The organism is Rhodanobacter soli, from assembly GCF_040548735.1.
GTDB lineage: Bacteria > Pseudomonadota > Gammaproteobacteria > Xanthomonadales > Rhodanobacteraceae > Rhodanobacter > Rhodanobacter soli_A.
In genome coordinates this window covers 1,292,517-1,313,298 of sequence record NZ_JBEPSD010000001.1, presented here as the reverse complement: position 1 = coordinate 1,313,298, position 20,782 = coordinate 1,292,517, and the positions used below count along the sequence as shown (strand labels likewise).

19 protein-coding genes are annotated in these 20,782 nt (G+C 67.0%); 10 read left to right on the top strand and 9 right to left on the bottom strand.

Going from position 1 to position 20,782, the window contains the following annotated elements:
- Nucleotides 1-98: 98 nt before the first annotated feature.
- Nucleotides 99-527 carry a hypothetical protein gene (locus ABIE04_RS06150; RefSeq protein ID WP_354547669.1) on the top strand — a complete coding sequence of 143 codons (429 nt, stop codon included), beginning with the start codon at nucleotides 99-101 and terminating at the stop codon, nucleotides 525-527.
- Between the two features lie 46 nt (nucleotides 528-573).
- Here the strand turns inward: ABIE04_RS06150 and ABIE04_RS06145 are convergent, their stop codons facing one another.
- From ABIE04_RS06145 to ABIE04_RS06135, 3 genes are read right to left on the bottom strand one after another with little or no spacing between them, the layout of a single operon-like run.
- Complete coding sequence (locus ABIE04_RS06145; RefSeq protein ID WP_354547668.1) at nucleotides 574-981, bottom strand: hypothetical protein; 408 nt, start codon at nucleotides 979-981, stop codon at nucleotides 574-576.
- Complete coding sequence (locus ABIE04_RS06140; RefSeq protein WP_354547667.1) at nucleotides 978-1,448, bottom strand: DUF962 domain-containing protein; 471 nt, start codon at nucleotides 1,446-1,448, stop codon at nucleotides 978-980. Before ABIE04_RS06140 ends, ABIE04_RS06145 begins: the two co-directional genes overlap by 4 nt.
- Nucleotides 1,449-1,469: 21 nt before the next feature.
- Nucleotides 1,470-2,366: a phosphoribosylaminoimidazolesuccinocarboxamide synthase gene (locus ABIE04_RS06135; protein ID WP_354547666.1), complete on the bottom strand. Its 897-nt coding sequence runs from the start codon at nucleotides 2,364-2,366 to the stop codon at nucleotides 1,470-1,472.
- Nucleotides 2,367-2,492: 126 nt separating this feature from the next.
- On the opposite strand from ABIE04_RS06135, the gene ABIE04_RS06130 reads away from it, so the two are divergent.
- The 8 genes from ABIE04_RS06130 to trpE all read left to right on the top strand — a co-directional run bounded on the left by ABIE04_RS06130 (nucleotide 2,493) and on the right by trpE (nucleotide 12,113).
- Entirely contained in the window at nucleotides 2,493-2,807 is a 315-nt protein-coding gene (locus ABIE04_RS06130; RefSeq protein WP_354547665.1) for a c-type cytochrome, read from the top strand.
- Nucleotides 2,804-3,616 carry a co-chaperone DjlA gene (gene djlA / locus ABIE04_RS06125; RefSeq protein ID WP_354547664.1) on the top strand — a complete coding sequence of 271 codons (813 nt, stop codon included), beginning with the start codon at nucleotides 2,804-2,806 and terminating at the stop codon, nucleotides 3,614-3,616. Before ABIE04_RS06130 ends, djlA begins: the two co-directional genes overlap by 4 nt.
- 206 nt (nucleotides 3,617-3,822) lie before the next feature.
- On the top strand, nucleotides 3,823-4,491 hold the full coding sequence (gene rpe, locus ABIE04_RS06120) for a ribulose-phosphate 3-epimerase (RefSeq protein WP_354547663.1): 669 nt from the start codon (nucleotides 3,823-3,825) through the stop codon (nucleotides 4,489-4,491).
- A gap of 780 nt (nucleotides 4,492-5,271) precedes the next feature.
- A complete protein-coding gene (pdsR, locus tag ABIE04_RS06115) occupies nucleotides 5,272-5,961 on the top strand; it encodes a proteobacterial dedicated sortase system response regulator (RefSeq protein ID WP_354547662.1) in 690 nt (229 codons plus the stop codon).
- On the top strand, nucleotides 5,958-6,515 hold the full coding sequence (locus tag ABIE04_RS06110) for a hypothetical protein (RefSeq protein ID WP_354547661.1): 558 nt from the start codon (nucleotides 5,958-5,960) through the stop codon (nucleotides 6,513-6,515). Before pdsR ends, ABIE04_RS06110 begins: the two co-directional genes overlap by 4 nt.
- A 136-nt stretch (nucleotides 6,516-6,651) precedes the next feature.
- Entirely contained in the window at nucleotides 6,652-8,493 is a 1,842-nt protein-coding gene (locus ABIE04_RS06105) for a VanW family protein (protein ID WP_354547660.1), read from the top strand.
- Between the two features lie 72 nt (nucleotides 8,494-8,565).
- Nucleotides 8,566-10,581, top strand: coding sequence for an ATP-binding protein (locus tag ABIE04_RS06100; RefSeq protein WP_354547659.1), 2,016 nt, complete (start codon nucleotides 8,566-8,568; stop codon nucleotides 10,579-10,581).
- A 56-nt stretch (nucleotides 10,582-10,637) separates the two neighbouring features.
- Entirely contained in the window at nucleotides 10,638-12,113 is a 1,476-nt protein-coding gene (trpE, locus tag ABIE04_RS06095; RefSeq protein ID WP_354547658.1) for an anthranilate synthase component I, read from the top strand.
- Between the two features lie 16 nt (nucleotides 12,114-12,129).
- On the opposite strand, the gene ABIE04_RS06090 is transcribed toward trpE, so the two are convergent.
- Genes ABIE04_RS06090 through ABIE04_RS06070 form a run of 5 tightly spaced genes read right to left on the bottom strand, consistent with a single transcriptional unit; the run spans nucleotide 12,130 to nucleotide 18,601 of the window.
- Nucleotides 12,130-13,101, bottom strand: a complete 972-nt coding sequence (locus tag ABIE04_RS06090) for an N-acetylglucosamine kinase (RefSeq protein WP_354547657.1) — start codon at nucleotides 13,099-13,101, stop codon at nucleotides 12,130-12,132.
- A complete protein-coding gene (locus ABIE04_RS06085) occupies nucleotides 13,098-14,297 on the bottom strand; it encodes an SIS domain-containing protein (RefSeq protein WP_354547656.1) in 1,200 nt (399 codons plus the stop codon). The genes ABIE04_RS06090 and ABIE04_RS06085 overlap by 4 nt, the downstream gene beginning before the upstream one ends.
- Nucleotides 14,245-15,534 (bottom strand): D-tagatose-bisphosphate aldolase, class II, non-catalytic subunit, encoded by a 1,290-nt coding sequence (locus ABIE04_RS06080; RefSeq protein WP_354547655.1) that lies wholly within the window; start codon nucleotides 15,532-15,534, stop codon nucleotides 14,245-14,247. Before ABIE04_RS06080 ends, ABIE04_RS06085 begins: the two co-directional genes overlap by 53 nt.
- Before the next feature lie 14 nt (nucleotides 15,535-15,548).
- The gene (locus ABIE04_RS06075; RefSeq protein ID WP_354547654.1) at nucleotides 15,549-16,487 is read right to left on the bottom strand and encodes a DMT family transporter; all 939 of its coding nucleotides are present in this window, start codon (nucleotides 16,485-16,487) and stop codon (nucleotides 15,549-15,551) included.
- Complete coding sequence (locus ABIE04_RS06070; protein WP_354547653.1) at nucleotides 16,484-18,601, bottom strand: glycoside hydrolase family 36 protein; 2,118 nt, start codon at nucleotides 18,599-18,601, stop codon at nucleotides 16,484-16,486. The genes ABIE04_RS06075 and ABIE04_RS06070 overlap by 4 nt, the downstream gene beginning before the upstream one ends.
- Before the next feature lie 111 nt (nucleotides 18,602-18,712).
- Here ABIE04_RS06070 and ABIE04_RS06065 point away from each other — a divergent pair, with 111 nt between their 5' ends.
- The gene (locus tag ABIE04_RS06065; protein ID WP_354547652.1) at nucleotides 18,713-19,849 is read left to right on the top strand and encodes an amidohydrolase family protein; all 1,137 of its coding nucleotides are present in this window, start codon (nucleotides 18,713-18,715) and stop codon (nucleotides 19,847-19,849) included.
- Nucleotides 19,850-19,854: 5 nt separating this feature from the next.
- Here ABIE04_RS06065 and agaR read toward each other — a convergent pair whose 3' ends face one another.
- Nucleotides 19,855-20,634, bottom strand: a complete 780-nt coding sequence (gene agaR / locus ABIE04_RS06060) for a transcriptional repressor AgaR (protein ID WP_354547651.1) — start codon at nucleotides 20,632-20,634, stop codon at nucleotides 19,855-19,857.
- Nucleotides 20,635-20,782: the final 148 nt, after the last annotated feature.

The window sequence follows — 20,782 nt, the reverse complement described above, 5'->3', positions numbered from 1 at the left end:
GCGGCGCGGCCATCGGTTAGGCTGGCGCCACCGCCGGGGAGAGCGGACGGCATGGGGATGCCGCCGGGCGGTTTTCCTTCCACTGACTAGGGGGTTGTATGGGTACTTCTTCGTTGGCCGCGCTGGCCAGCATGGGGCTGTTCGGGATCCTGGTGATGATCGTCGTGGGCATCCTGGTCGCGGCGCTGGTGCTGAGCGTGTCGTTCCGCCTGGTGGTCGGCTACATGCCGTCCTACGTGCGCGCGATCGGCGCTCTGGTGCTGACCTGGATCGCGGTGGCCATTGCGATGGTGGTCGTGGGCATGGTGACGCACGGGGCCGCCGGCGGGCTGTTGTCGCTGATCGTGAATTTCCTGGTCGGCGCGGCCGTGGTGAACTATTTGCTGCTGGCGCAGAACGGCAGCCAGATCGGCTACGGCAAGGCGTGCATGGTGCAGCTGGTCTACAGCGTGATCGGCATCGTGCTGGGAGCGATCATCCTCGGCATCATGGCGGTGTTCTTCGGCAGCATGCTGGCGCACGCGTGAGTCGCGCGAGGGGCGGGCAACCCGCCCCTCGCGTTTTCGTGGATTCTCACGCCAGGCTGGTGGCGACGCCGAAACTGATCGCCATGATCACCGCCACCGCCATGCAGGCGCTGCCGGGGCGGATGCGGCGGGCGTCGATGCGCGGCACCAGCCGCCACAGCAGGACGCTGCCGATCAGCATGTCCAGCACCAGCATCCAGCGCAGCAGGCCGGAGCTCAGCAGCGCGCCGTAGGGCGGATGCAGGTGGCCTTCGTACGCGGCCACGCCGACCACCAGCAGCAGGCCGAGCATGGTCCACAGCAGGCAGGCGAGATAGATGCGGTTGAACACCACCGCGCAGCGCTCGGTCCAGCGCAATACGGACCAGCCGATCAGGGCGAACACCAGCGCAGCCATGCTGCTGTACAGCACCCACCAGAGCAGGCTGCTGATGACGGTAAGCAGGGTGGTCATGTGACTTGCTTGAATCCCAGTTTGCGCAGCAGCTTGGCCATCAGCCAGGCCGGGCCGATCAGCAGGTAGGAAAGATCGGTGAGGAAGCTGGGTTTGCGTCCCTCGAACTTGTGCCCGATGAACTGGCCGATCCAGGCGACCACGAACACGCCGACCGCGAGGTAGCACAGTTGCGCGGCGCCGAGTCGCCCGTACAGAAGGTTGGTGAGCAGGCCGAGCAGCGCAAACACGATCAGCAGACCGACCGCCAGCCGGTGCGAGCGCCGCCAGTACCAGTAGAACGCCAGCACCATCACCAGCACGGCCCAGGCGCCGGGGCGGGCGAATGCGGCCGGTACCGGAATCGCCCACAGCAGGGCGATCACCGACCACACGATCGGCGGCACGCAGAACCAGTGGAACACCTGATTGATCGGGTTCTGATGGTCGCCGCTGTAGCTGTCGAGCCAGTCCTGCATGGTGCGCATGGCATTCCCCCGGTTGGAAGTTCAGTCGAGCCGGATACCGGCCAGCCGCTGCAAGGCCTCGGCGTACTTGGCGGCGGTGCGGGCGATCACCTCGTCCGGAATCACCGGGCCAGGCGCGGTCTTGTTCCAGTCCTGCGTCTCCAGCCAGTCGCGCACGAACTGCTTGTCGTAGCTGGGCGGGCTGATCCCAGTGCGGTATTCGTCGGCCGGCCAGAAGCGCGAGGAGTCCGGTGTCAGCATCTCGTCCATCACGTACAGCTTGCCGTTGGCGTCGGTGCCGAATTCGAACTTGGTGTCGGCGATGATGATGCCGCGTTCGGCCGCATAGGCGGCCGCCCACTGGTAGATCGCCAGCGTGGCGTCGCGCACCTGGTTGGCCAGGTCGGCGCCGACCGCGTCCACCACCGCGTCGAAGCTGACGTTCTGGTCGTGGTCGCCCACCGCGGCCTTGGTCGACGGCGTGAAGATCGGTGCGGGCAGCTGCTGCGCCTGCTTGAGGCCGGCGGGCAAGGCGATGCCGCACAGCGAGCCGGTCGCCTGGTAATCCTTCCAGCCGGAGCCGATCAGATAGCCGCGCGCGATCGCCTCCACCGGCACCGGCTTCAGCCGCCGCGTCACCACCGCGCGCTTCTCGTACAGCTTGAGGTCGGTGCCGGGCGGCAGCACCTCGGCCAGCGGCACGTCGAGCAGGTGGTTCGGTACCAGGTGCGCGGTCTTGCCAAACCAGAAATTGGAGATCTGGGTGAGCATCTCGCCCTTGCCGGGGATCGGGTTGGGCATCACCACGTCGAACGCCGACAGCCTGTCGGTGGCCACCATCAGCAGCCGATCGTCGGACAACGCGTAGACATCGCGCACCTTGCCGCGATGGATCAGCTCAAGGCCGGGCAGGTTCGATTGCGGCAGGGTGGTGGGCACGGCAGCGGGTTCCACGTGGCGGGGAAGCGCCCATTCTAGCCGCTGCGACCGGGGTGCCGGAAACGCGGCCTCGGGGAATCCGGGCGCGCTGCTAGAATTGGCGACCTTTGGCCCCATTGGTTGCCGATGCGAATCCTATTGCCCGCGGCGCTCTGCCTGCTCGCCGTCCTCCCGATCCGTGCGCAGACCCCAACCCCGCCGACCCGGCTGGGCCTGTGCGCCGCCTGCCACGGGGCCAGCGGCCACGCCAGCATGCCCGGCGTGCCGCACCTGGCCGGCCAGCGGCTGGACTACCTGCGCGACGCGCTGAAACAGTATCGCGACGGCCGGCGCAACATCCCGGTGATGCGCGCCGCGATCGGCCCGGTCAGCGACGCCGAACTCGACGCGCTGGCGCGCTGGTACAGCGTGCAGTCGCCGCAGCCGCAGGGGCAGCCATGAGTTTTACCTACACGTTGTGGTTCGCGTTCTTCGGCCTGCTCATCGGCCACATGCCCGGTGCCATCACCGGCGCGGTGCTGGGCTTCATTTTCGACAACATGCGCTACAGCCAGCGCAAGCGCGCCACGCCGGAAGCCGGCGGCTTCGTCGGTCCGCTGTTCACCTTGCTCGGTGCGGTGGCGAAGTCCGATGGCCGCGTGTCGGAGCAGGAGATCGCGATCGCCGAACGCCTGATGACGCGGATGAGCCTGGATGTCGAGCAGCGCAAGCAGGCGGTGGCCAGCTTCAACGTCGGCAAGCAGCCGGAATTCGACGTCACCCAGACCATCACCGCACTGCGCAACTGGGTCGGCCTGCGCCGCGACCATGGGTTCCCGGTGCTCGACGTGGTGATCGAGACCGTGCTGGCCGAGGGCAACCCGCCGCCGGAGAAGATGGCGATCCTGCGCCAGCTGGCGTTCGCGCTGCGGATCAGCGACATGGAGCTGATGGCGCTGATGGCGATGAAGGGCTACGCCTGGAACGCCGCTGCCGGCGGGTCGCGCGGTTATGGCCACGCTTACGGCACCGGCGGCGGCTATGTGCCGCCGCAGCGCGCGCCGCAGGGGCCGGACCCGTACGCGGTGCTCGGCATCGACCGCAACGCCGACGACCGCGCGGTGAAGCGCGCCTATCGCAAGCTGATCTCCGAACACCACCCCGATCGCCTCGGCGACCTGCCCGAAGACATGCGCAAGCGCGCCGAGTCGCGCGCCAGCGAGATCAACGCCGCGTACGACCGGATCAAGGAAGCACGCGGCTTCAAATAGACGAAATGTGCTCCCTCCCCTGCAAGGCAGGGGAGGGTTGGGGAGGGGTTGCTCTTCCCATCAAAGTCAAAAGCACCCCCTCCCGGCCTCCCCCTGCTCGCAGGGGGAGGAGCAAAGCGGCAGCGTCAGGTGTTGTGTCATGGCAGACTTGACATGGCTTTCGCGCTTTCGCGACTCCTCACCCGCCCCTCATCCCGGCATTTGAAATGACCAAGCAATCTCCGATCATCGCCCCATCCATCCTCGCCGCCGATTTCGCGCGGCTCGGCGAGGACACCGCCGCGGCGCTGGCCGCCGGCGCCGATTGGGTGCACTTCGACGTGATGGACAACCATTACGTGCCGAACCTCACGATCGGGCCGATGGTGCTGCAGTCGCTGCGCAAGTACGGCATCACCGCGCCGGTCGACGTGCACCTGATGGTGAAGCCGGTCGACCGCATCGTGCCGGACTTCGCCAAGGCCGGCGCCAGCCTGATCAGCTTCCATCCGGAGGCGAGCGAGCATATCGACCGCACGCTGGGCCTGATCAAGGAATCGGGCTGCCAGGCCGGGCTGGTGTTCAACCCGGCTACGCCGCTGGATTACCTCGACTACGTGATGGACAAGCTCGACCTGATCCTGATCATGTCGGTGAACCCGGGCTTCGGCGGGCAGAAGTTCATCCCCGGTGCGCTGGAGAAACTGCGCCAGGCGCGAGCGCGCATCGACGCGAGCGGCCGCGCGATCCGCCTGGAAATCGACGGCGGCGTCACCGCGCAGAACATCGGCGCGATCGCCGCGGCCGGCGCCGACACCTTCGTGGCCGGCTCGGCAATCTTCCACGCAGCGGACTACCGCGCCGAGATCGCTGCCATGCGCAAGGCGATCGGCTGAGCACCGGCCTTCGGCGGCATTCGCCGCAAACCATCCACGCATAAAAGTCCCGACGCAGTGAACGGCTGCGCCGGGACAAACGTCGTCGGAGACGTGTGAGGAAACACCATCGATTGGTGTGCCGGCACGACCGCTTCACAGGGAGGATCAACTGCCGTGCCGACACGTTCCACGGCAAGAGGAACGGTACCAATCAGTACTACTGACCGGGGTGGTCCGGTTTGGTTCCCGGCAGAATTATGAACGGGCGGAAGCCGCCGTCCTGTCCGGTTCATGGCCGAAAAAATCCCCTCGCGAGGAGGGGAAAATAACCACCATGCGGGACGGAATGCGGGTAGTGGAGCGGCTACAGGGGCTGCCACTCGGGATCCGTTTGCTCTTGCCCCGCATCCGGCACGATTCCTTTCGTGCCGGATGCACGATGGCCTTCCACGGCGAATGGATTGAACGAGGACGGGTCGAAACAGGGCGGGTACATGGCGTCCACCTCAAAGGCTGAGCAGCAGTCCGAGCAGGAGCGCTCCGATCGCCAGCACGGCGCGCAGCGGCTCGAAACCGTGCAGTTCGGCGTTGGGATCGCGTTCGGGGGATTCGATGGGCGGCATGGTGGACTCCGGTTGATTGTCTGGTGCACATCAAACCGCCGCCACGGGCGCAGGCGCCGGCGGAATCGGGCCGGCCGGCTGCCGGCATGTGGCGAAACGCGGGCAAGTGCGCCGCATGGCTTGCGTACGCGCGGCCTGCATAGCACGCTGCGCGCACAACTACAGGGAGCGCGCCATGGGCCGCAGCATTGCCATCGTCGAAGACGAACCGTTGATTCGTGCCAACTACGTGGAGGCGCTGAACCGCTTCGGCTACGACGCGCGCGGCTACGGTTCGCGCCAGGAAGCGTCCAGCGCGTTCGCGATGCGCCTGCCCGAACTGGTGATCATCGACATCGGCCTGGGCGACGAACCGGAAGGCGGCTTCGACCTGTGCCGCGAGCTGCGCGCGAAGTCGGCCACGCTGCCGTTGATCTTCCTCACCGCGCGCGACTCGGATTTCGACGTGATTTCGGGGCTGAGGCTGGGCGCCGACGACTACCTCAGCAAGGACACCAGCCTGCACCAGCTGGCCGCGCGCATCGCGGCGCTGTTCCGCCGCATCGAGTCGCTGAAGGTGCCGGCGTCCAGCGAGACGGTGATCGAGCACGGCCCGCTGAAGCTGGAGTCCGAACGCATGCGGATCACCTGGAACGGCGAGGAAATCCCGCTCACCGTCACCGAGTTCTGGATGGTGCACACGCTGATCCGCTTCCCCGGCCACGTGAAGAATCGCGACCAGCTGATGCGCGAGGCCGAGCTGGTGGTGGACGACGCCACCATCACCTCGCACATCAAGCGCATCCGCAAGAAGTTCATCGCGGTGGCGCCAGAGTTCGATGCGATCGAGACCGTGCACGGCGTCGGCTACCGGTGGAAGCCGTGAGCCGGCGCATCGGATTGGCGTTGCTGCTGTGCGCGTTCGCGGCGCTGGCGCAGGCGGCGAGTGCCAGCAAGGGCGACGACGTGCTGGCGCGCGGCGCCCGCGACGGCAACGCACCGGCCTGGGCGATCAGCGTCGCCACGCCAGCCGGCTGGACGCGCGACTGCTGCACCTATGCGCGCGCGATCGGCGTCAACGCCGTGCTGTACCAGGGCGAATGGAGCGGCAAGCCGCAGCGGGTGATGGTGCTCAACGTGTGGCCGCGCCAATTACCCGCCCTGGCCGACGAGGTGCAGGCCGACCGCAAGCGCTACCTGCAACACGACCCGGCCGGCAAGGTATCCGGCTTTGCCGTGCGGCACCCGGCCATGCCGTGCGAGGCCTCGGTCTACCGGGGCAGCGACCGCATCGACGACGTGCTGGTGTTCTGCGACCCCGGCGCGGCCAGCGGCGTGCGGCTGAGCTGGTCGATGGCGTTCGACGCCGCCGATCCGTCGCGCCGTGCACTGCTCGACGACTTCATGCGCGTGGTGGTGGCCTCGCGCTATACGCAATGAGCGTCATCGGCGGTGACACCTCGTGCTCATGGCACCCAGGTGGCGTAAGCATGATTTTGTGTTGCAAGCCGTGGCGTGAAAAAGAATAGATCCTCATACCGATGCAATGACCGGGGTGCGGCAAGGAGAGATTATCGTGAGCGTGCAAGCATGGAGGATGCCGACACGAACGCAAGCCGCTGGATTCTGGCTACGAACGCGGTTGCTGGCGCTCCTGAGGAGCGCGCGTAACTGGCACAGTCCGCGTGCGCGGCGCTGGCTGGCTGACGAAGCGCTGGCGACGGCACCCATTCGCGCGCAACTGCGTACATCGCTCTGGGCGGATAGCAGTCCTGAAGAATTCGTGCTGACGGCCGGCAAGGTGCATAACCTGAGGATTGCGGCCAAGGCATTTCATGGCTTGGTCGTACCTGCTGGTGAGCGGCTCAGCTTCTGGCGTCAACTCGGTCGCCCCACTACAGCCCATGGCTATGTGCGTGGTCGGGAGGTTCGCGCCGGTTGCGTGGTGCCGACCTTGGCCGGCGGTATCTGCCAGATTTCCAATGCGCTGGCGACCTGTGCCGTTCGCGCCGGGTTCGAGCTGGTGGAACGGCACGCACACAGCGTACGCGTCGAATCCACGGCAGAGGAGGGCGACGGGATCGATGCCACGGTGTTCTGGAACTATGTGGATCTGCAGATTCGTGCACCTGTCGCATGGCGGCTGGAATTGAAACTGACGTCTGACGAACTGGTGTTGACCATACGCGCGCAGGAAGTGGCGTGCCGGCATCTGGGCACGGACTGCGCTCTGCCGCCGCGGACATCAAGAGTGACCGGGAATGTTCAGGTGGCGCGCAGCTGCATGAGCTGTGAGGAAGTACGGTGTTTTCGGCATCATCCGTCGTTGCGTGGAAGCCAGGCGCGTAGTGCTTGGTTGCTGGACGGCTGGACGCAGGAATTCCATGACTGGTTGAGCACCCAGGATGGTGCGGCTGATCGCCTGATACCGGTAGCGACGCGACAGTTGCCCGGCTGGTTCCTGCGCCGGAGGTTGGTCGGCGACGGCAAAGAATGGAGTTCGCTAGTTTCGGGTGTGAACGCACATGTCACCCGGTTTGGCTGGGTAAGCTTGCGTCGGGCGTGGTGGTTGCGACGTCATGCGCGCGATGCCGGTCGGCGCCAGGCCAGCGTGCTCGACGGCCAGCGCTGGCTGGCCGAGGCCTATGCGCGCCGGCTGCGTCCGGAGCATACGCATCTGGTTATCGACCAAGGGTTGTTGCCCTACTTGCAGCAACTCGGAGTGCTGGGTGGCCGGACCTACGATGTGCTGGCGCACGCCCTTCCGATGGATGAGATTCAGCGCCGTCTCGATCAGGCCGGTGGTTCCAGAGTGATGGGCAAACATGGAGATGCCGCGCTGAAGGATTTCCGGACTGCAACAGACCTGATACGGGACGAGATGGAGGCCATGCAGGGGGCGCGCAAGGTGATGACTGCGCATGCGGGAGTGGCGGGATACTGGCGCCAACGTGGCGGAGTTGATGTGCGGCAACTGCCCTGGGCCATGCCCGCACCGGCTGTTTCACATATGCCGCGTGCGATGGGAGCCATGCCGTTGGTGGTATTTCCCGCCAGTGCGTTGGCGCGGAAAGGTGCCTACGAACTGGCCGAGGCACTGCGTGGCCTGTCTTGTCGCCTGCGCGTGCTTGGATCCGTCTCCGCCGATACTGCGCTATGGCAGGGAGTGGCTGTGGAATACGGGAACTACACGGATGACTGGTTGGCCAAGGCTGATGCGGTGGTACTGCCTGCACATGTGGAACATGCGCCACGCGCACTCTTGACAGCGTTGGCCGCTGGCATTCCAGTCATCGCGACTCCAGCCTGCGGCCTACCGGACATGGCTGGTGTGCAACTCGTGCCTGCGGGCGAAGTCGGCGCATTGCGTGCGGCGTTGCAGACCTTGCTGGACAGGGCGAGCGAAGAAAGTGATTGATATGCAGAGGGTCGACATTTTGCGTGAATTGACTGACCTTCGGTCGCGGCTCAACACCATTCCGGCCTGCCGATGACCCTGCGCCGCAAGCTGCTGCTGGTCGCGTTGTGCACGCTGGCGTTGCCGGTCGCCGGCTGGCTGTACGTGCGGCAGATGGAAACGCTGCTGCGCGAGGGCCAGGCGCAGGCGTTGCTGGCGTCGGCGAATGCGGTGGCGCGCAGCTTGGTGGTGACCGGTGCGATAGCGCCGACCTCGGGCCGGGGCTGGTACGTGCAGCAGGCGTCGTCACCGATCACCGTCGATGGCTATGGCGATGACTGGGCGCCGCTGACGCCGTGGAGCCAGTCGCTGGGCGCGCGCGGCAAGTTGCTGCTGGCCGCGGACGACGACGGGTTGTACCTGTATGCCGACGTGCGCACCACCCGGCGTACGCGCGCCGACGCCGACGACGCGAACGCGCTGGCCGCCGATCACCTGATCCTGGCGCTGGGCAACGCGAACGGCCGGCGGCGCTACCTGCTGGCCAGCGCCGCGCCGGGGCCGCTCATGGCGCGGCCGCTCGATCCCCCGGTGGATGGCCTGCCCGAGCTGATCGCCGCGCAATGGCAGGAGGACGGCAGCGGCTATCGGGTCGAGCTGCGCCTGCCGCGCGGTCTGCAACTGCGCATGCTCGGCGTCGGCGTGTACGACGCGGCGGCTGGCGGCGACCGACTGGCCGCCGATACGCGGCACCTGCTCAGCTACTCGGACAAGCTTTCCGGCGAACTGGCGCAGCTGGTGCCCGACCGCGTGCAGGCGCGCGTGCTGGCGCCGCAGGGTTGGCTGCTGGCACGCAGCGGCCGCCTGAACACGATGCCCGGCAGCGACGGCCAGCCGGGCTGGTTCGCCGCGCTGGTCTATCGCTCGTTGCTGGCGACCCGGCTGGAGGATGCGAGCCTGTGGGCGCAGGACGTGCCGCGGCTGGATACCCGCGAAGTCGCCGCGGCGGGCATCGGCAAGCCGGTGTCGGTCTGGCGCAGCGGCGAGGAGCGCGGCAGCGTGGTGCTGGCCGCCGCGGTACCGATCGAACATGCCGGCCAGGTCGACGGCGTGCTGCTGCTGGAACAGGCCAGCCGCACCGTGCCGCTGCTGGCCAACCGCGCGCTGTTCGGCCTGCTGCTGACCAGCTTCGGCGTGCTGCTGGTGGCCGGTGGCATCCTGCTGCTGTTCGCCACGCGGCTCAGCCTGCGGCTGGGTCGCCTGCGCAACGCGGCCGAGCGCGCGCAGCTCAACGATGGACGTCTGGACGTCTTGTTCGAGCAAGGAAAATTCCCGATGACCGACGCGCCGGACGAGATCGGCGACCTGGCGCGAAGCTTCGAGCGGCTGTTCGAGGTGGTCGGCAGCTACACCGACTACCTGCGCACGCTGGCCTCGAAACTCTCGCACGAACTCAACACGCCGCTGGCGATCGTGAAATCCTCGCTGGACAACCTCGAACATGCCGCGCTACCGGCCGAGGCGCAGCCGTACCTGGCCCGCGCCCGCGACGGCGTGGCCCGGCTCGGCGCCCTGGTGCGCGCGATGAGCGAGTCGAGCCGGATGGAGCGCGCGATCAGCGCAGCCGAACCCGAGGATGTCGACCTGCGCGAGGTGGTGCGCGGCTGCGCGGATGCCTACCGCCCGCTGATCGGCGCGCGCCGGCTCGACGGCGTGCTGCCCGACGCGCCCGTGTACCTGCATTGCGCGCCCGAGCTGATCGCACAGGCGCTGGACAAGCTGCTCGACAACGCGCTGTCGTTCACGCCGCCCGAGGGCTGGCTGCGGCTCACCTTGCGCGGTGCGCCGGATGGCGCCGAGATCGAACTGGCCAACCAGGGCCCGCCGCTGCCCGCGGCGATGCAGGGCCGGCTGTTCGATTCGCTGGTCAGCCTGCGCGACAAGGCCACTCCCGGCGACGCCCCGCACCTGGGCCTGGGCCTGTACGTGGTGCGGCTGGTGGCCGAACGCCACGGCGGCGTGGCCAGTGCGCGCAACCTCGACGACGGCAGCGGCGTGGCGTTCTCGCTGCGCCTGCACGGCATGCCGCGCCAGCGGTTGAGTGGCTGAGCCCGCGCTTCGCCTACAATGGCCGCTTCCTCGTTTGGCCATCCGGATTTTCCCACGTGATCTCCCGAGACGAATTCGACGCGCTGGTTGCCCAGGGGCATACGCGCATTCCGCTGGTGCGCGAGGTGTTTTCCGACCTCGACACGCCGCTGTCGGTGTACCTAAAACTGGCCGACGGCCCGTACACCTTCCTGTTCGAATCGGTCGAGGGCGGCGCCACCTGGGGGCGCTATTCGATCATCGGGCTGCCGGCGAAGCGGGTGTTCCGCCTGCGCGGGCACGAACTGGAGGTGGAGGATTCGGGCGAGGTCACCGAACGCCGCCATCTGGACGATCCGCTGGCCGAGATCGAGACGCTGCGCCAGCAGTACGACGTGCCGCGGCTGCCGCAGCTGCCCGCGTTCTCGGGCGGCCTGGTCGGCTATTTCGGCTTCGAGACGATCGGCTACATCGAGCCGCGCCTCGCACAGTGGGATCGTGCGGATGAGCTGGGCACGCCCGACGTGCTGCTGATGCTGGCCGAGGAAGTGGCGGTGTTCGACAACCTCAAGGGCCGGCTGTACCTGATCGTGCATGCCGACCCGGCGCAGCCGCAGGCCTATGCCGAGGCCCGGCGCCGGCTCGATGCGCTGGTCTACCGGTTGCGCCAGGGCGGCGCGTCGTATCCGCAGCTCACCCAGTCGATCGCGCTGGACGAGGGCGACTTCAAGTCCTCGTTCACCAAGCCCGAGTTCGAGGCGATGGTCGAGCGGGCGAAGGAATACATCCGCGCCGGCGACATCTTCCAGGTGGTGCCGTCGCAGCGGCTCAGCGTGGGCTTCAACGCGCGCCCGGTGGACGTGTACCGCGCGCTGCGTGCGCTGAACCCGTCGCCGTACATGTACTTCGTCGACCTGGGCGAGACCCAGATCGTGGGCTCCTCGCCGGAGATCCTGGCGCGGCTGAAGGACAGCAAGGTGGTGGTGCGCCCGCTCGCCGGCACGCGCAAGCGCGGCGCCACGGAAGAAGAGGACCAGGCGCTGGAAGCCGAGCTGCTGGCCGATCCGAAGGAACGCGCCGAGCACGTGATGCTGATCGACCTGGGCCGCAACGACCTCGGCCGGATCAGCAAGACCGGCAGCGTGGAAGTGAGCGACTCGTTCGTGGTGGAACGCTACTCACACGTGATGCACATCGTGTCGCAGGTGCAGGGCACCGTGCGCGACGGGCTCAGCTACATGGACGTGCTGAAGGCCACCTTCCCGGCCGGCACGCTCAGCGGCGCGCCGAAGGTGCGCGCGCTGGAGATCATCCAGGAACTGGAACCGACCAAGCGCAACATCTACGGCGGCGCGATCGGCTGGATCGGCTGGTGGGGCGACGCCGACACCGCCATCGCGATCCGTACGGCGGTGATCCACGGCGGCCGCCTGCACGTGCAGGCCGGCGCCGGCATCGTCTACGACTCCGACCCCGCCGCCGAGTGGGAGGAGACGATGAACAAGGGCCGCGCACTGTTCCGCGCGGTGGCGCAGGCGGCAAAGGGGCTTTAGTTCCGGCCGGCCTCGATCAGGGGGCGCTCGGAATTCCGTGCGCGGCGCGCATCGGATGGTGCGCGAGCCTCGCCGCATAGAGTGCGGCACCGTAATGGGGCATATGTAGCGGGGGCCGCATGTCGAAATGCGGGCTGGCGGCGAAAAGCCCCTCCCGCAGCGGCGCCAGCAGCAGTTCGCCGGCATTGAAAGCGCCGCCGGACCAGGAAACCGGCACGGGCTCGTCGGCTTCGAAGTGCAGCGCCAGCCGCAAGGTGGCGCAGATGCGGGCCAGCTCCTGACCGGCGTCACGGAAGATGTTCGCGGCGACGGCATCGCCGGCCCGCGCGGCTTCGGCCACCTGACACGACAGCTGGGCCAGTTCGCCACGGGCATAGGTCTTGCCGCCGTAGACGTGAGCGCAGATGTCCAGGTCGTTGTCGAGCTGGAAGTGCGCATTGAGGATGGCATGCAGCGGACCCTTGGGCAGGCGCCCGTCGCTCATGCGCGAGTAGGCGTTGAGGCCGCGCATGGCGATCCAGTAGGCCGAGCCTTCGTCGGAAAACGCTTCGCCCCACCCACCGGCGCGCGCCGCGATGCCGCGGCGCTGGCCATAGCCGATCGAGCCGGTGCCGGCCACGATGTTGATGCCGTCCGCACAGGCCAGCGAGCCGGCCCAGCCGCAGACCATGTCGTTGTCGCAAGCGTAGCGGTGGTGGCCCAGGATCGCCGCAGGGCAAGCTTGCAGCTGTGCCGTGGCGTGGCTGTCCTCGCCGTAGGCGGGCAGTCCGAAGAAGGCATAACCGATGTCGGCCAGCGTCAGCTTGGCTGCGCCGAGCACGTTGGCCACGCCTTCGGCCAAGACAGCATGCACGCCGTCCAGACCGACATGGGGATGGTAAGTCGTGCCGAGCTCAGCCTCGCCAAGCAAGTGGCCGTCGCTGTCGATCAGGGCGAAGCGCGTCTTCGTTCCGCCGCCGTCCACGCCAAGGTAGGCCACCGGATTCATGCGTTCGACACGTACAGGCGTACGCCCTGGACGACGCGGTTCACCACGCCCGCGGGATTGGGATTGTCGGGGTCAACGCCCATGGCGCGCGCGCGGAGGAAGGCATGGATCTGCGCGATGGCGACGTAGGGCCACAGCAAGTCCAGATCGACGGCGTCGGCCATCGCGGGCACTGCGATGCCGTCGGCGCCCGACGCCGCGCGCGGCTGTGCGCTCACCTCGACGATGCGCGCCGCGCACCCGTCGCGCCGCAGTTCGTCCACCAGGTCCAGATCGTAGCGGCGGGTAAGTTCGTCGTTGGACACGAAAACCATCACCAGGGTGCGCCCGGTGATGAAGGTCTTGGGGCCGTGGCGGAAGCCCAGCGGCGAGTCGAAACAGGTCGCCACCGCGCCGTTGGTCAGTTCACCCAGTTTCAGCGATGCCTCACGGGCCAGACCCTGCAATGCGCCGCTGCCCAGATAGACGACGCGGTCGTACTGGCCGAGCGCCAGCGCGTGCAGCAGCGGCAGCGATTCCCCGATAACCCGCTCGGTGGCGTCGGCGATGGCGCCGATGCGGCCATCCATGGTGCCGGCCGGCAGTAGCGCGGCCACGACGGCGTACATCATGCAGCTGAAGCTGGATGTCATGGCGAAACCGGCGTCATGGGTCTCGGCCGGCATGAGCAGGGTCATGGCCTCGGCGACCGGCACGCTGCCCAACGCGCCTGCGGCATTGCAGATCACCACCAGATGACGCACTTCGTGCACGAGGGATTCGGCGAGTTCCACCGCGGCCAGGCTTTCGGGGCTGTTGCCGGAACGGCCGAAGGAGACCAGCAGCAGGGGCTGTTGCGGGTCCAGATACAAATGCGGGGCACACACGATGTCGGTGGTCGGCACCGCGTCCACGCGCGCGGCCAGCTGGCGGTCCAGCAGCGGCGCCACGCACTGGCCGATATAGGAGGAGCTGCCGGCGCCGGTCAGGATCACCCGCGCGGCAGGGTTGTTGATCAGGGGCGCGGCAAAGGCCTGGATCTCCGCGTGCAGCCTGGCCACCAAGGCATGGGTCTGCTGCAGCAGCTGCGGCTGCTGCTCGATTTCGCGCGCGGTCCAGATCGCGCCGGTGGCGATCAGCTCGGGCTCGGTCACGCCCAGGTACTTAGTGGGTGTCATGGTCATGGCATGCATGGTGATAATCGTCGAGTGCGGCACGGATGTGTGCCATGGTCAGGGACAGCGGATCGCGCGTCGCGATGCCGGTGCGCAAGGCGTGCAGCGCATGCGGCAGAAACTGGCTGATCAGCGGGATCGGCGGCGGGTTCGCACGCAGGTTGTCGAACAGGCGTTGGCAGGCCTGTTCGATCACCGGGTCGGGCCAGTAGTAGCGGATGCGGTCGCTGAGGCTGTACTGCAGGTCCACGGTCAGCGCATGGCCTTGGCTGTGGTAGTAGCGCTGCCAGTAACCGGGCTGCTCGCGCATGCGCGCCAGCACCACGTCGCGCAGGTGCGCGCGTCGGGTCTCGTCGATCCACTCCTGCTCGATCGCGTCCAGCGCCCACAGCGCCTCGCGCAGGGCGAAGGTCAGGCCGGGGCCGACCTTGAGGATGGCGAAATGATCGCGCACCAGCGCGCCCAGCGCGTCGCGGGTCTGGTAGTCGGTCGAATGCGCCTCGAACACCATGCCCGGCACGTCGGTGATGGCGCGGCTGAGGCCGTGCGCCTTCTGCGGCTCATAGTCCACCACGCTGTGGTGGTCGAACTCCACGCCCGGTTGCACCACCGAGGCAATCACCCGCTGCCACGCCGCATCCAACCCCGCCGCCATGAAGGCCTGGCGGTGCGCTTCGATCGTGGCCAGCGCGGCCTGCGGCGTGGTGACGGCCAGGCCATCGATGGACTCGGTGGCACCGCCCGGCACCGGCACTTCGGTGCCGATCACGTACACCGGCGCCTCGCCGTCGGCCCGGGCATGGGCGGCTTCCGCCGCGCGGCACAGGCGCACCGCGCGGCGCACGATCTCCGCTTCCGGCAACGGCTGGGGGTCGCCGCTGCAGGCCATCGAGCAGTCCAGGTGGATCTTGCGAAAGCCGGCGGCCACATAGGCGGCCACCATCACCTCGGCCTTGTCCATCGCCGCGGCTGCGTCCAGCGACGTCCATGGGTTGGGGCCCAGGTGGTCGCCGCCCAGCGCGATGCGCGCGCGCTCGAAGCCGACGCGGTCGGCAATGGCGTGGACGAAGTCGACGAAGTCGGCCGGCGTCATGCCGGTATAGCCGCCGTCCTGGTTGACCTGGTTGCAGGTCGCCTCGAACAGCACGAGCGCCTGCCCGGTGCGTTGCGCGTGGCGCAGGCTGGCCTCGATGACGATGGGATGCGCCGAACAGATCGAGGTCACGCCACTGGCGTGTCCCTGCCTGTGTCGGGCGATGAGGTCGAGCAGGACTTGCATGGGAACGGGGTCCGTCAGGAAAGGGGAGTGGGAGTGGGAGTGGCGGGATCGCGCTCGGGCTCGAGCACCAGCAGCAGCGAGGCGACCAGGGCCAGGATCAGGCCGAGCACTTTCAGCGGGCCCGGCACGACGCTGGCGAATATCAGTGCCAGCGCGGCGGTCACCAACGGTGCGCCGGCGTTGGTCAGTGGCGCGACCACGATCGCCTTGCCGTAACGGAAGGCGTAGACCAGGGTCAGCGCGCCGATGGCGTTGAGCACCTGGATCGCCGCGGTCATCCATGGTCCATCGAGGCCGGTGTTGATCGGTTGCGTCCAGTCGGTCATGGCCAGGGCCACCGGCGCCAGCAGCAGTGCGCCCAGGGTCATGTAGAAGAAGATGCTCTCGGCGCGCACCGTGTGGTTGGCCAGGCGCATGAAGTAAGCCTGCACGCCCCAGGCCAGCATGATCAGCAGCGACTGCAGGAACCAGCCCAGGCCGCCGGTGGCGCCGTGGCCGAATGACAGGTCCAGCATCGGTAGCGCCACCAGCGCCAGCACGATGCCCAGTGTGCCTGTCCAGCCGGTGCGCTCGCGCAGCAGGAGGAACGACAAGACAATGGTGACCACCGGCGACAGCGAGATGATCGGGAACACGAAGTAGGCCGGCCCGATGGTCAGGGTGTGGAACAGCAGCATCTGCCCTCCGGCACCGAGCATGCCGATGGTCAGTCCGTAGATCACCGCGCGCGGCGAACGTTCCAGGACCCAGCCGCTGCGCCAGAGGATGTACAGCGCCGGCGGAATCATCGTCATCGCCCACACGCAGTACACCAGCGTCTCGGGGAAGCCGTGCTCGGACGACAACGGCGACAATGCGCCCCACACGCCCCACAGCACGACGGTCGCCACCGCGTAGGTCAGCCACGGACGGCGCCGTGGCGTGGCGCCGGCAGCGATCATCGACGCGCTCATGCGCGCGTCGCCAGCGGGGTGGCCTGCAGCAGCACGAAGCGCTTGAACGCCACCCGTATCGTCGCGTCGCCCGAGTCCACCTCGCCCAGGTCGACCTCGTTGAACAGGTCGCGCACACGATGGCGGCCGGCGCCCAGTCCGCGCAGTTGTACCGGGCCGTCGAAGGTCTTGGCGTAGAAGGCGTAGTACATCGCCTCGTCCTTGGCGATGGCGTGCGCCTCGGGCTTGTCGAAGCCGATGTCGTACAGCGTGCCCAGGTATTCGCCCTTGGGCAGCATGTGCTGCTTGTACAGCGCCACCCACTTGCGCCAGAGCGCCTCCTTCTCGGCGGTGAGCCGATAGCCGCCCGGCGGCAGGGGCTCGGCGGGGTGGTCCGTATCCTTCGGCCAGGTGAACTTGGAAGAGACCACCGCGCCGATGCCGACCGTGGAAGCGAAGTCGTCGCCGTCGTCGGACAGTTCGACGTGGTCGCCGGCATAACTGCTGCGGGAGCCCATCAGCGCCTTCATGGTCTTGCCCTTGCTGCGCACCTGCCATGAAGACAACGGATCGGACGCGGGGTACTGGTCGGTGGCCGGCAGGTTGTGGAAGGCGAAGACGGTGCCGCAGGGGCACAGCTCGACCACCGCCTGCGGGTTGGCCTCGTGTGCGGCCTGATGGATGGCGTGCCAGAACGTGGCCAGGCCCTCGACCGAATCGGTGGGATGCGCATGCTTGTGTGCGGGGTTGTAGCAGGGCGCCACGGCGTTGAGATGTTGGCCATCGAACTTGATGCCCTCGAAGCCCCAGTCGCCGATCACCTTCTTCACCAGGGCCACGTAGTAATCGATGGTGGGCTGGTAAGCCGGGCACTGGGTCAGCGCATTCCACCAGGTGATGGTCTGGTAAGCGCCGTTCTTGTCCAGCAGCAACATGTCGACGTGGTCGTGCAGCACGTCGCTGCCCGGGTCGGCGGCTAGCGGTGCTATCCACAGGCGTGGATGCATGCCCTGGCTGCGCACCTTCGCGGTGAAGTCGCGCATGTCGGCTTCGCCGCGCGGGAACTTGTGCGTGTCGATCCGCCAGTCGCCCTCGTTGGTCTGCCAGCCATCGTCCAGCACCACCCACCCGAAGCCCAGTTCGCGGGCCTTGGGCACGGTGTCCATGATCTGCTTGATGTTGAAGTCGCGCCCGTAGCCCCACGTGCACCACACCGGCGCGAAGGCCGATTCCGGCGCTTGCGGCGCCACGATGCCTTCGGCTTCCATGTATTGCTTGTACTGCCGCAGTGGCGCGAAGTAATCGCCGGTATGCACGGCCAGCAGAGTGCGCTCGGTGACCAGGGTCTGGCCCGGGGCGAGGGTGGACGCCTGCGGCGACTCGACCGCGATGTGCGCGCCGCCGGTGGTCTTGCGCACCGGCAGGTCCAGCAGGCGTGCCACCGGTTCCACGTGGCCGACCGCCAGGCCGACATCGCGGCGCCAGATATCGGCCATCGGGATGCCGCCGCCGTAATCGGACGAATCCATCGCCAACGTATTGCGCTGATCGAAGCCGGCAGCGAGCGGCCGTAGCCAGTCGCGGCGGTCGGTATGGGTCGCGCCGGCGAAACTCCAGAATCCGCCGGGAGCGTCGGCCAGTTCATGGCCGGCGTTGCGCCAGCCGGCGACCTGCAAGGCGGCGGCACCGTGGTTGCGGTAGCGGGTCTGCAGCACGGCGAAGCCGGGCAGGTTGTCGAAGAAGGTCACCGCCACTTCCTTCTCGAGGTTGCGGCTGGAGCGTCCGGTGGTGACCGACTGGTGGCCAGTGCCGTGGCGCGCGTCCGTGATCGGCTGTTCCTTGTGGCCGGTGATGGCGAAGTCCTCGACTGCGCCGTCGGTCAACAGCAAGCTTTCGCTGGGCTGGTAGGGCGTCAGCGGCTTGCCGTGGGCCACCAGGCGGGTATGCAGCTTGCGATCGAAGGCAATCGCCAGGACTGCATCCCGGACCACGGCACCGTCAGCGTCGTTACCGCTGTCGCGCTTGTTGCCGCGGAGCGGAGCCGCCAGCGCCATCGGCAGGGAGGCCCAGGCCACGCCACCCACCACGCTGCCGGCAAAGAGCTTCAATACGGTGCGTCGTCCAATCGGGGGCATGATGGGCTCCAGTCGAGGTGTTGTTCCGATTCTGCGTCAGTTTCGGGTATTGCTGCAAGCGTTTCGTTTCGATATGGTACGAAATAGTTTCGTTATATTACTGGTGATACAATGAGCATGCTTCTTCGTCGTCTGCTGATGGGCCTTGTCGCCGCGGCGATCTCACTTTCCGCTGCCGCCACTTCGCCTGCGTCGAAAACGGTGGACACCGCCGTCGTTGCGAACAGCTATTCCATGGCGGACTTCACCCATGTGCGCAAGTACGACGTCCACGTGCACGCCAACAACCCGGACACGGCGTTCCTCGAGCAGGCTCGCGCGGACGGTTTCGAATTGCTGTCGATCAACGTCGACTATCCGGACTTCCCCGGCCTGGAACGGCAGCACGCCATCGCACTGACCCTTGCAGCGAAGGATCCGCAGCACTTCCACTGGGCCACCACGTTCTCCATGAAGGGTTTCGGTACGCCGGGCTGGACCGAACGGGTCAACGCGGGCCTGGCCCGGGATGTGGCCAAGGGCGCGCTCGCGGTGAAGATATGGAAGAACGTGGGATTGGTGGAGAAGAACGCCGACGGCAAGCTGATCATGCTCGACGATTCGGGACTGGCGCCCGTGGCCGAGCAGGTCCGCGCGCTCGGCGTGGCCCTGATCGACCACCAGGGGGAGCCGCGCAACTGCTGGCTGCCGCTCGACCAGATGACCACCGACAACGACCGCGAGTACTTCAGCAAGCATCCGGAGTACTACATGTACCTGCACCCGGATCAGCCGAGCTACGAAGAGCTGATGCGCGAGCGTGACCGCTTCGTCGCCGCGCATCCGAAGTTGCGCTTCGTCGGTGCGCACCTGGCCAGCCTGGAGTACGACGTCGGCCGGATCGCCGCGTTCCTCGACCGCTTCCCCAACGCCACCGTCGACATGGCCGCACGCATGAGCCAGGTGCAATACCAGTCGGTGCGCGACCGCGAGAAGGTGCGGAACTTCTTCATCCGTTACCAGGACCGGGTGATGTACGGCACCGACCTGACGTTCGCGCCGGATGCCGACCCCGCGGAATTCAGGCGCGAGGCGCACCGGGTGTGGAGTTCCGACTGGCGTTACCTGGCGACTGGCGAATCCCAACGGGTGGACATGATCGACGCCGATGTACCGGGTCTCGCGCTGCCGCGCGCGGTGGTGGACAAGATCTACTACGCCAACGCCGTGCGCGTCTTCGCTGCGCCCAGGCCGGGGCCGGCCGACTGAAGGGCTTACGCCATCTGCAACTCGAAACCGAGTTGCTGGCTGGCCTGGATGATTTCCTCCGGCGCGCCCGTGTCCGTGATCAGCATGTTCAATGCGGTAACGGGAATGATGCGATGCAGGCAGATCTTGCCGAATTTCGAGCTGTCCGTGATGGCAATGACCAGGCGTGCGGTTTCCACCATCTTGCGGTTGAGCAGCGCCTCGGGCTCGTAATGGGTGGTGATGCCGCGCTCCAGGTCGAATCCATCCACGCCGAGGAACAGCTTGTCCACGTGCAGCGCGTCCAGCGCTTCGACAGTCAGCCCTCCATAGAACGCCATGTTGCGGCGTCGCAACTCACCGCCGAGCATGACGATGGTGATGTTGTTCTTGGGAGCGAGCGCGGTCAGCACGCCGTAATCGTTGGTGACCACGGTGATATCGATGTCCTGAACCGCTTCGGCCAACTGGATGGCCGTGGTACCCGAGTCGATGACGACCGTGTCTCCGGGTTTGATCAGTGCGGCGGCGCGTACGCCAATGCGGCGCTTCTCATCCAGGTGGGTGGTGCATTTCGCTTCGTAGTTGGGCTCGACCGAAGCGCCGTTCATCACGTTACTGTCGATTGCCCCGCCATAGGCCCGCGCCATGACTCCGCGTTCGGCCAGATAACGCAGATCTTTGCGCACGGTCTGCGCGCTCACGCCGAAGCGATGAGCAAGACTGGTGACCTGGACGCTGCCATGCTGGCGGACGAGTTCGCTGATCTGGAGGCGTCGTTGGCTGGTGTCGCGGGTGGTGGTCATGGGGGATTCCTGCGGGTATCCAAATTATGCCGTATTTCGTTGTATTTCGCTATTGATGTATAACGAAACATGATATAGGCTCGGTTTCGTTGTTTAGTCAGCAGGTCCGCCGCCTAGCCCTGGAGGAGAGAGCCAGTGAACACCGCGC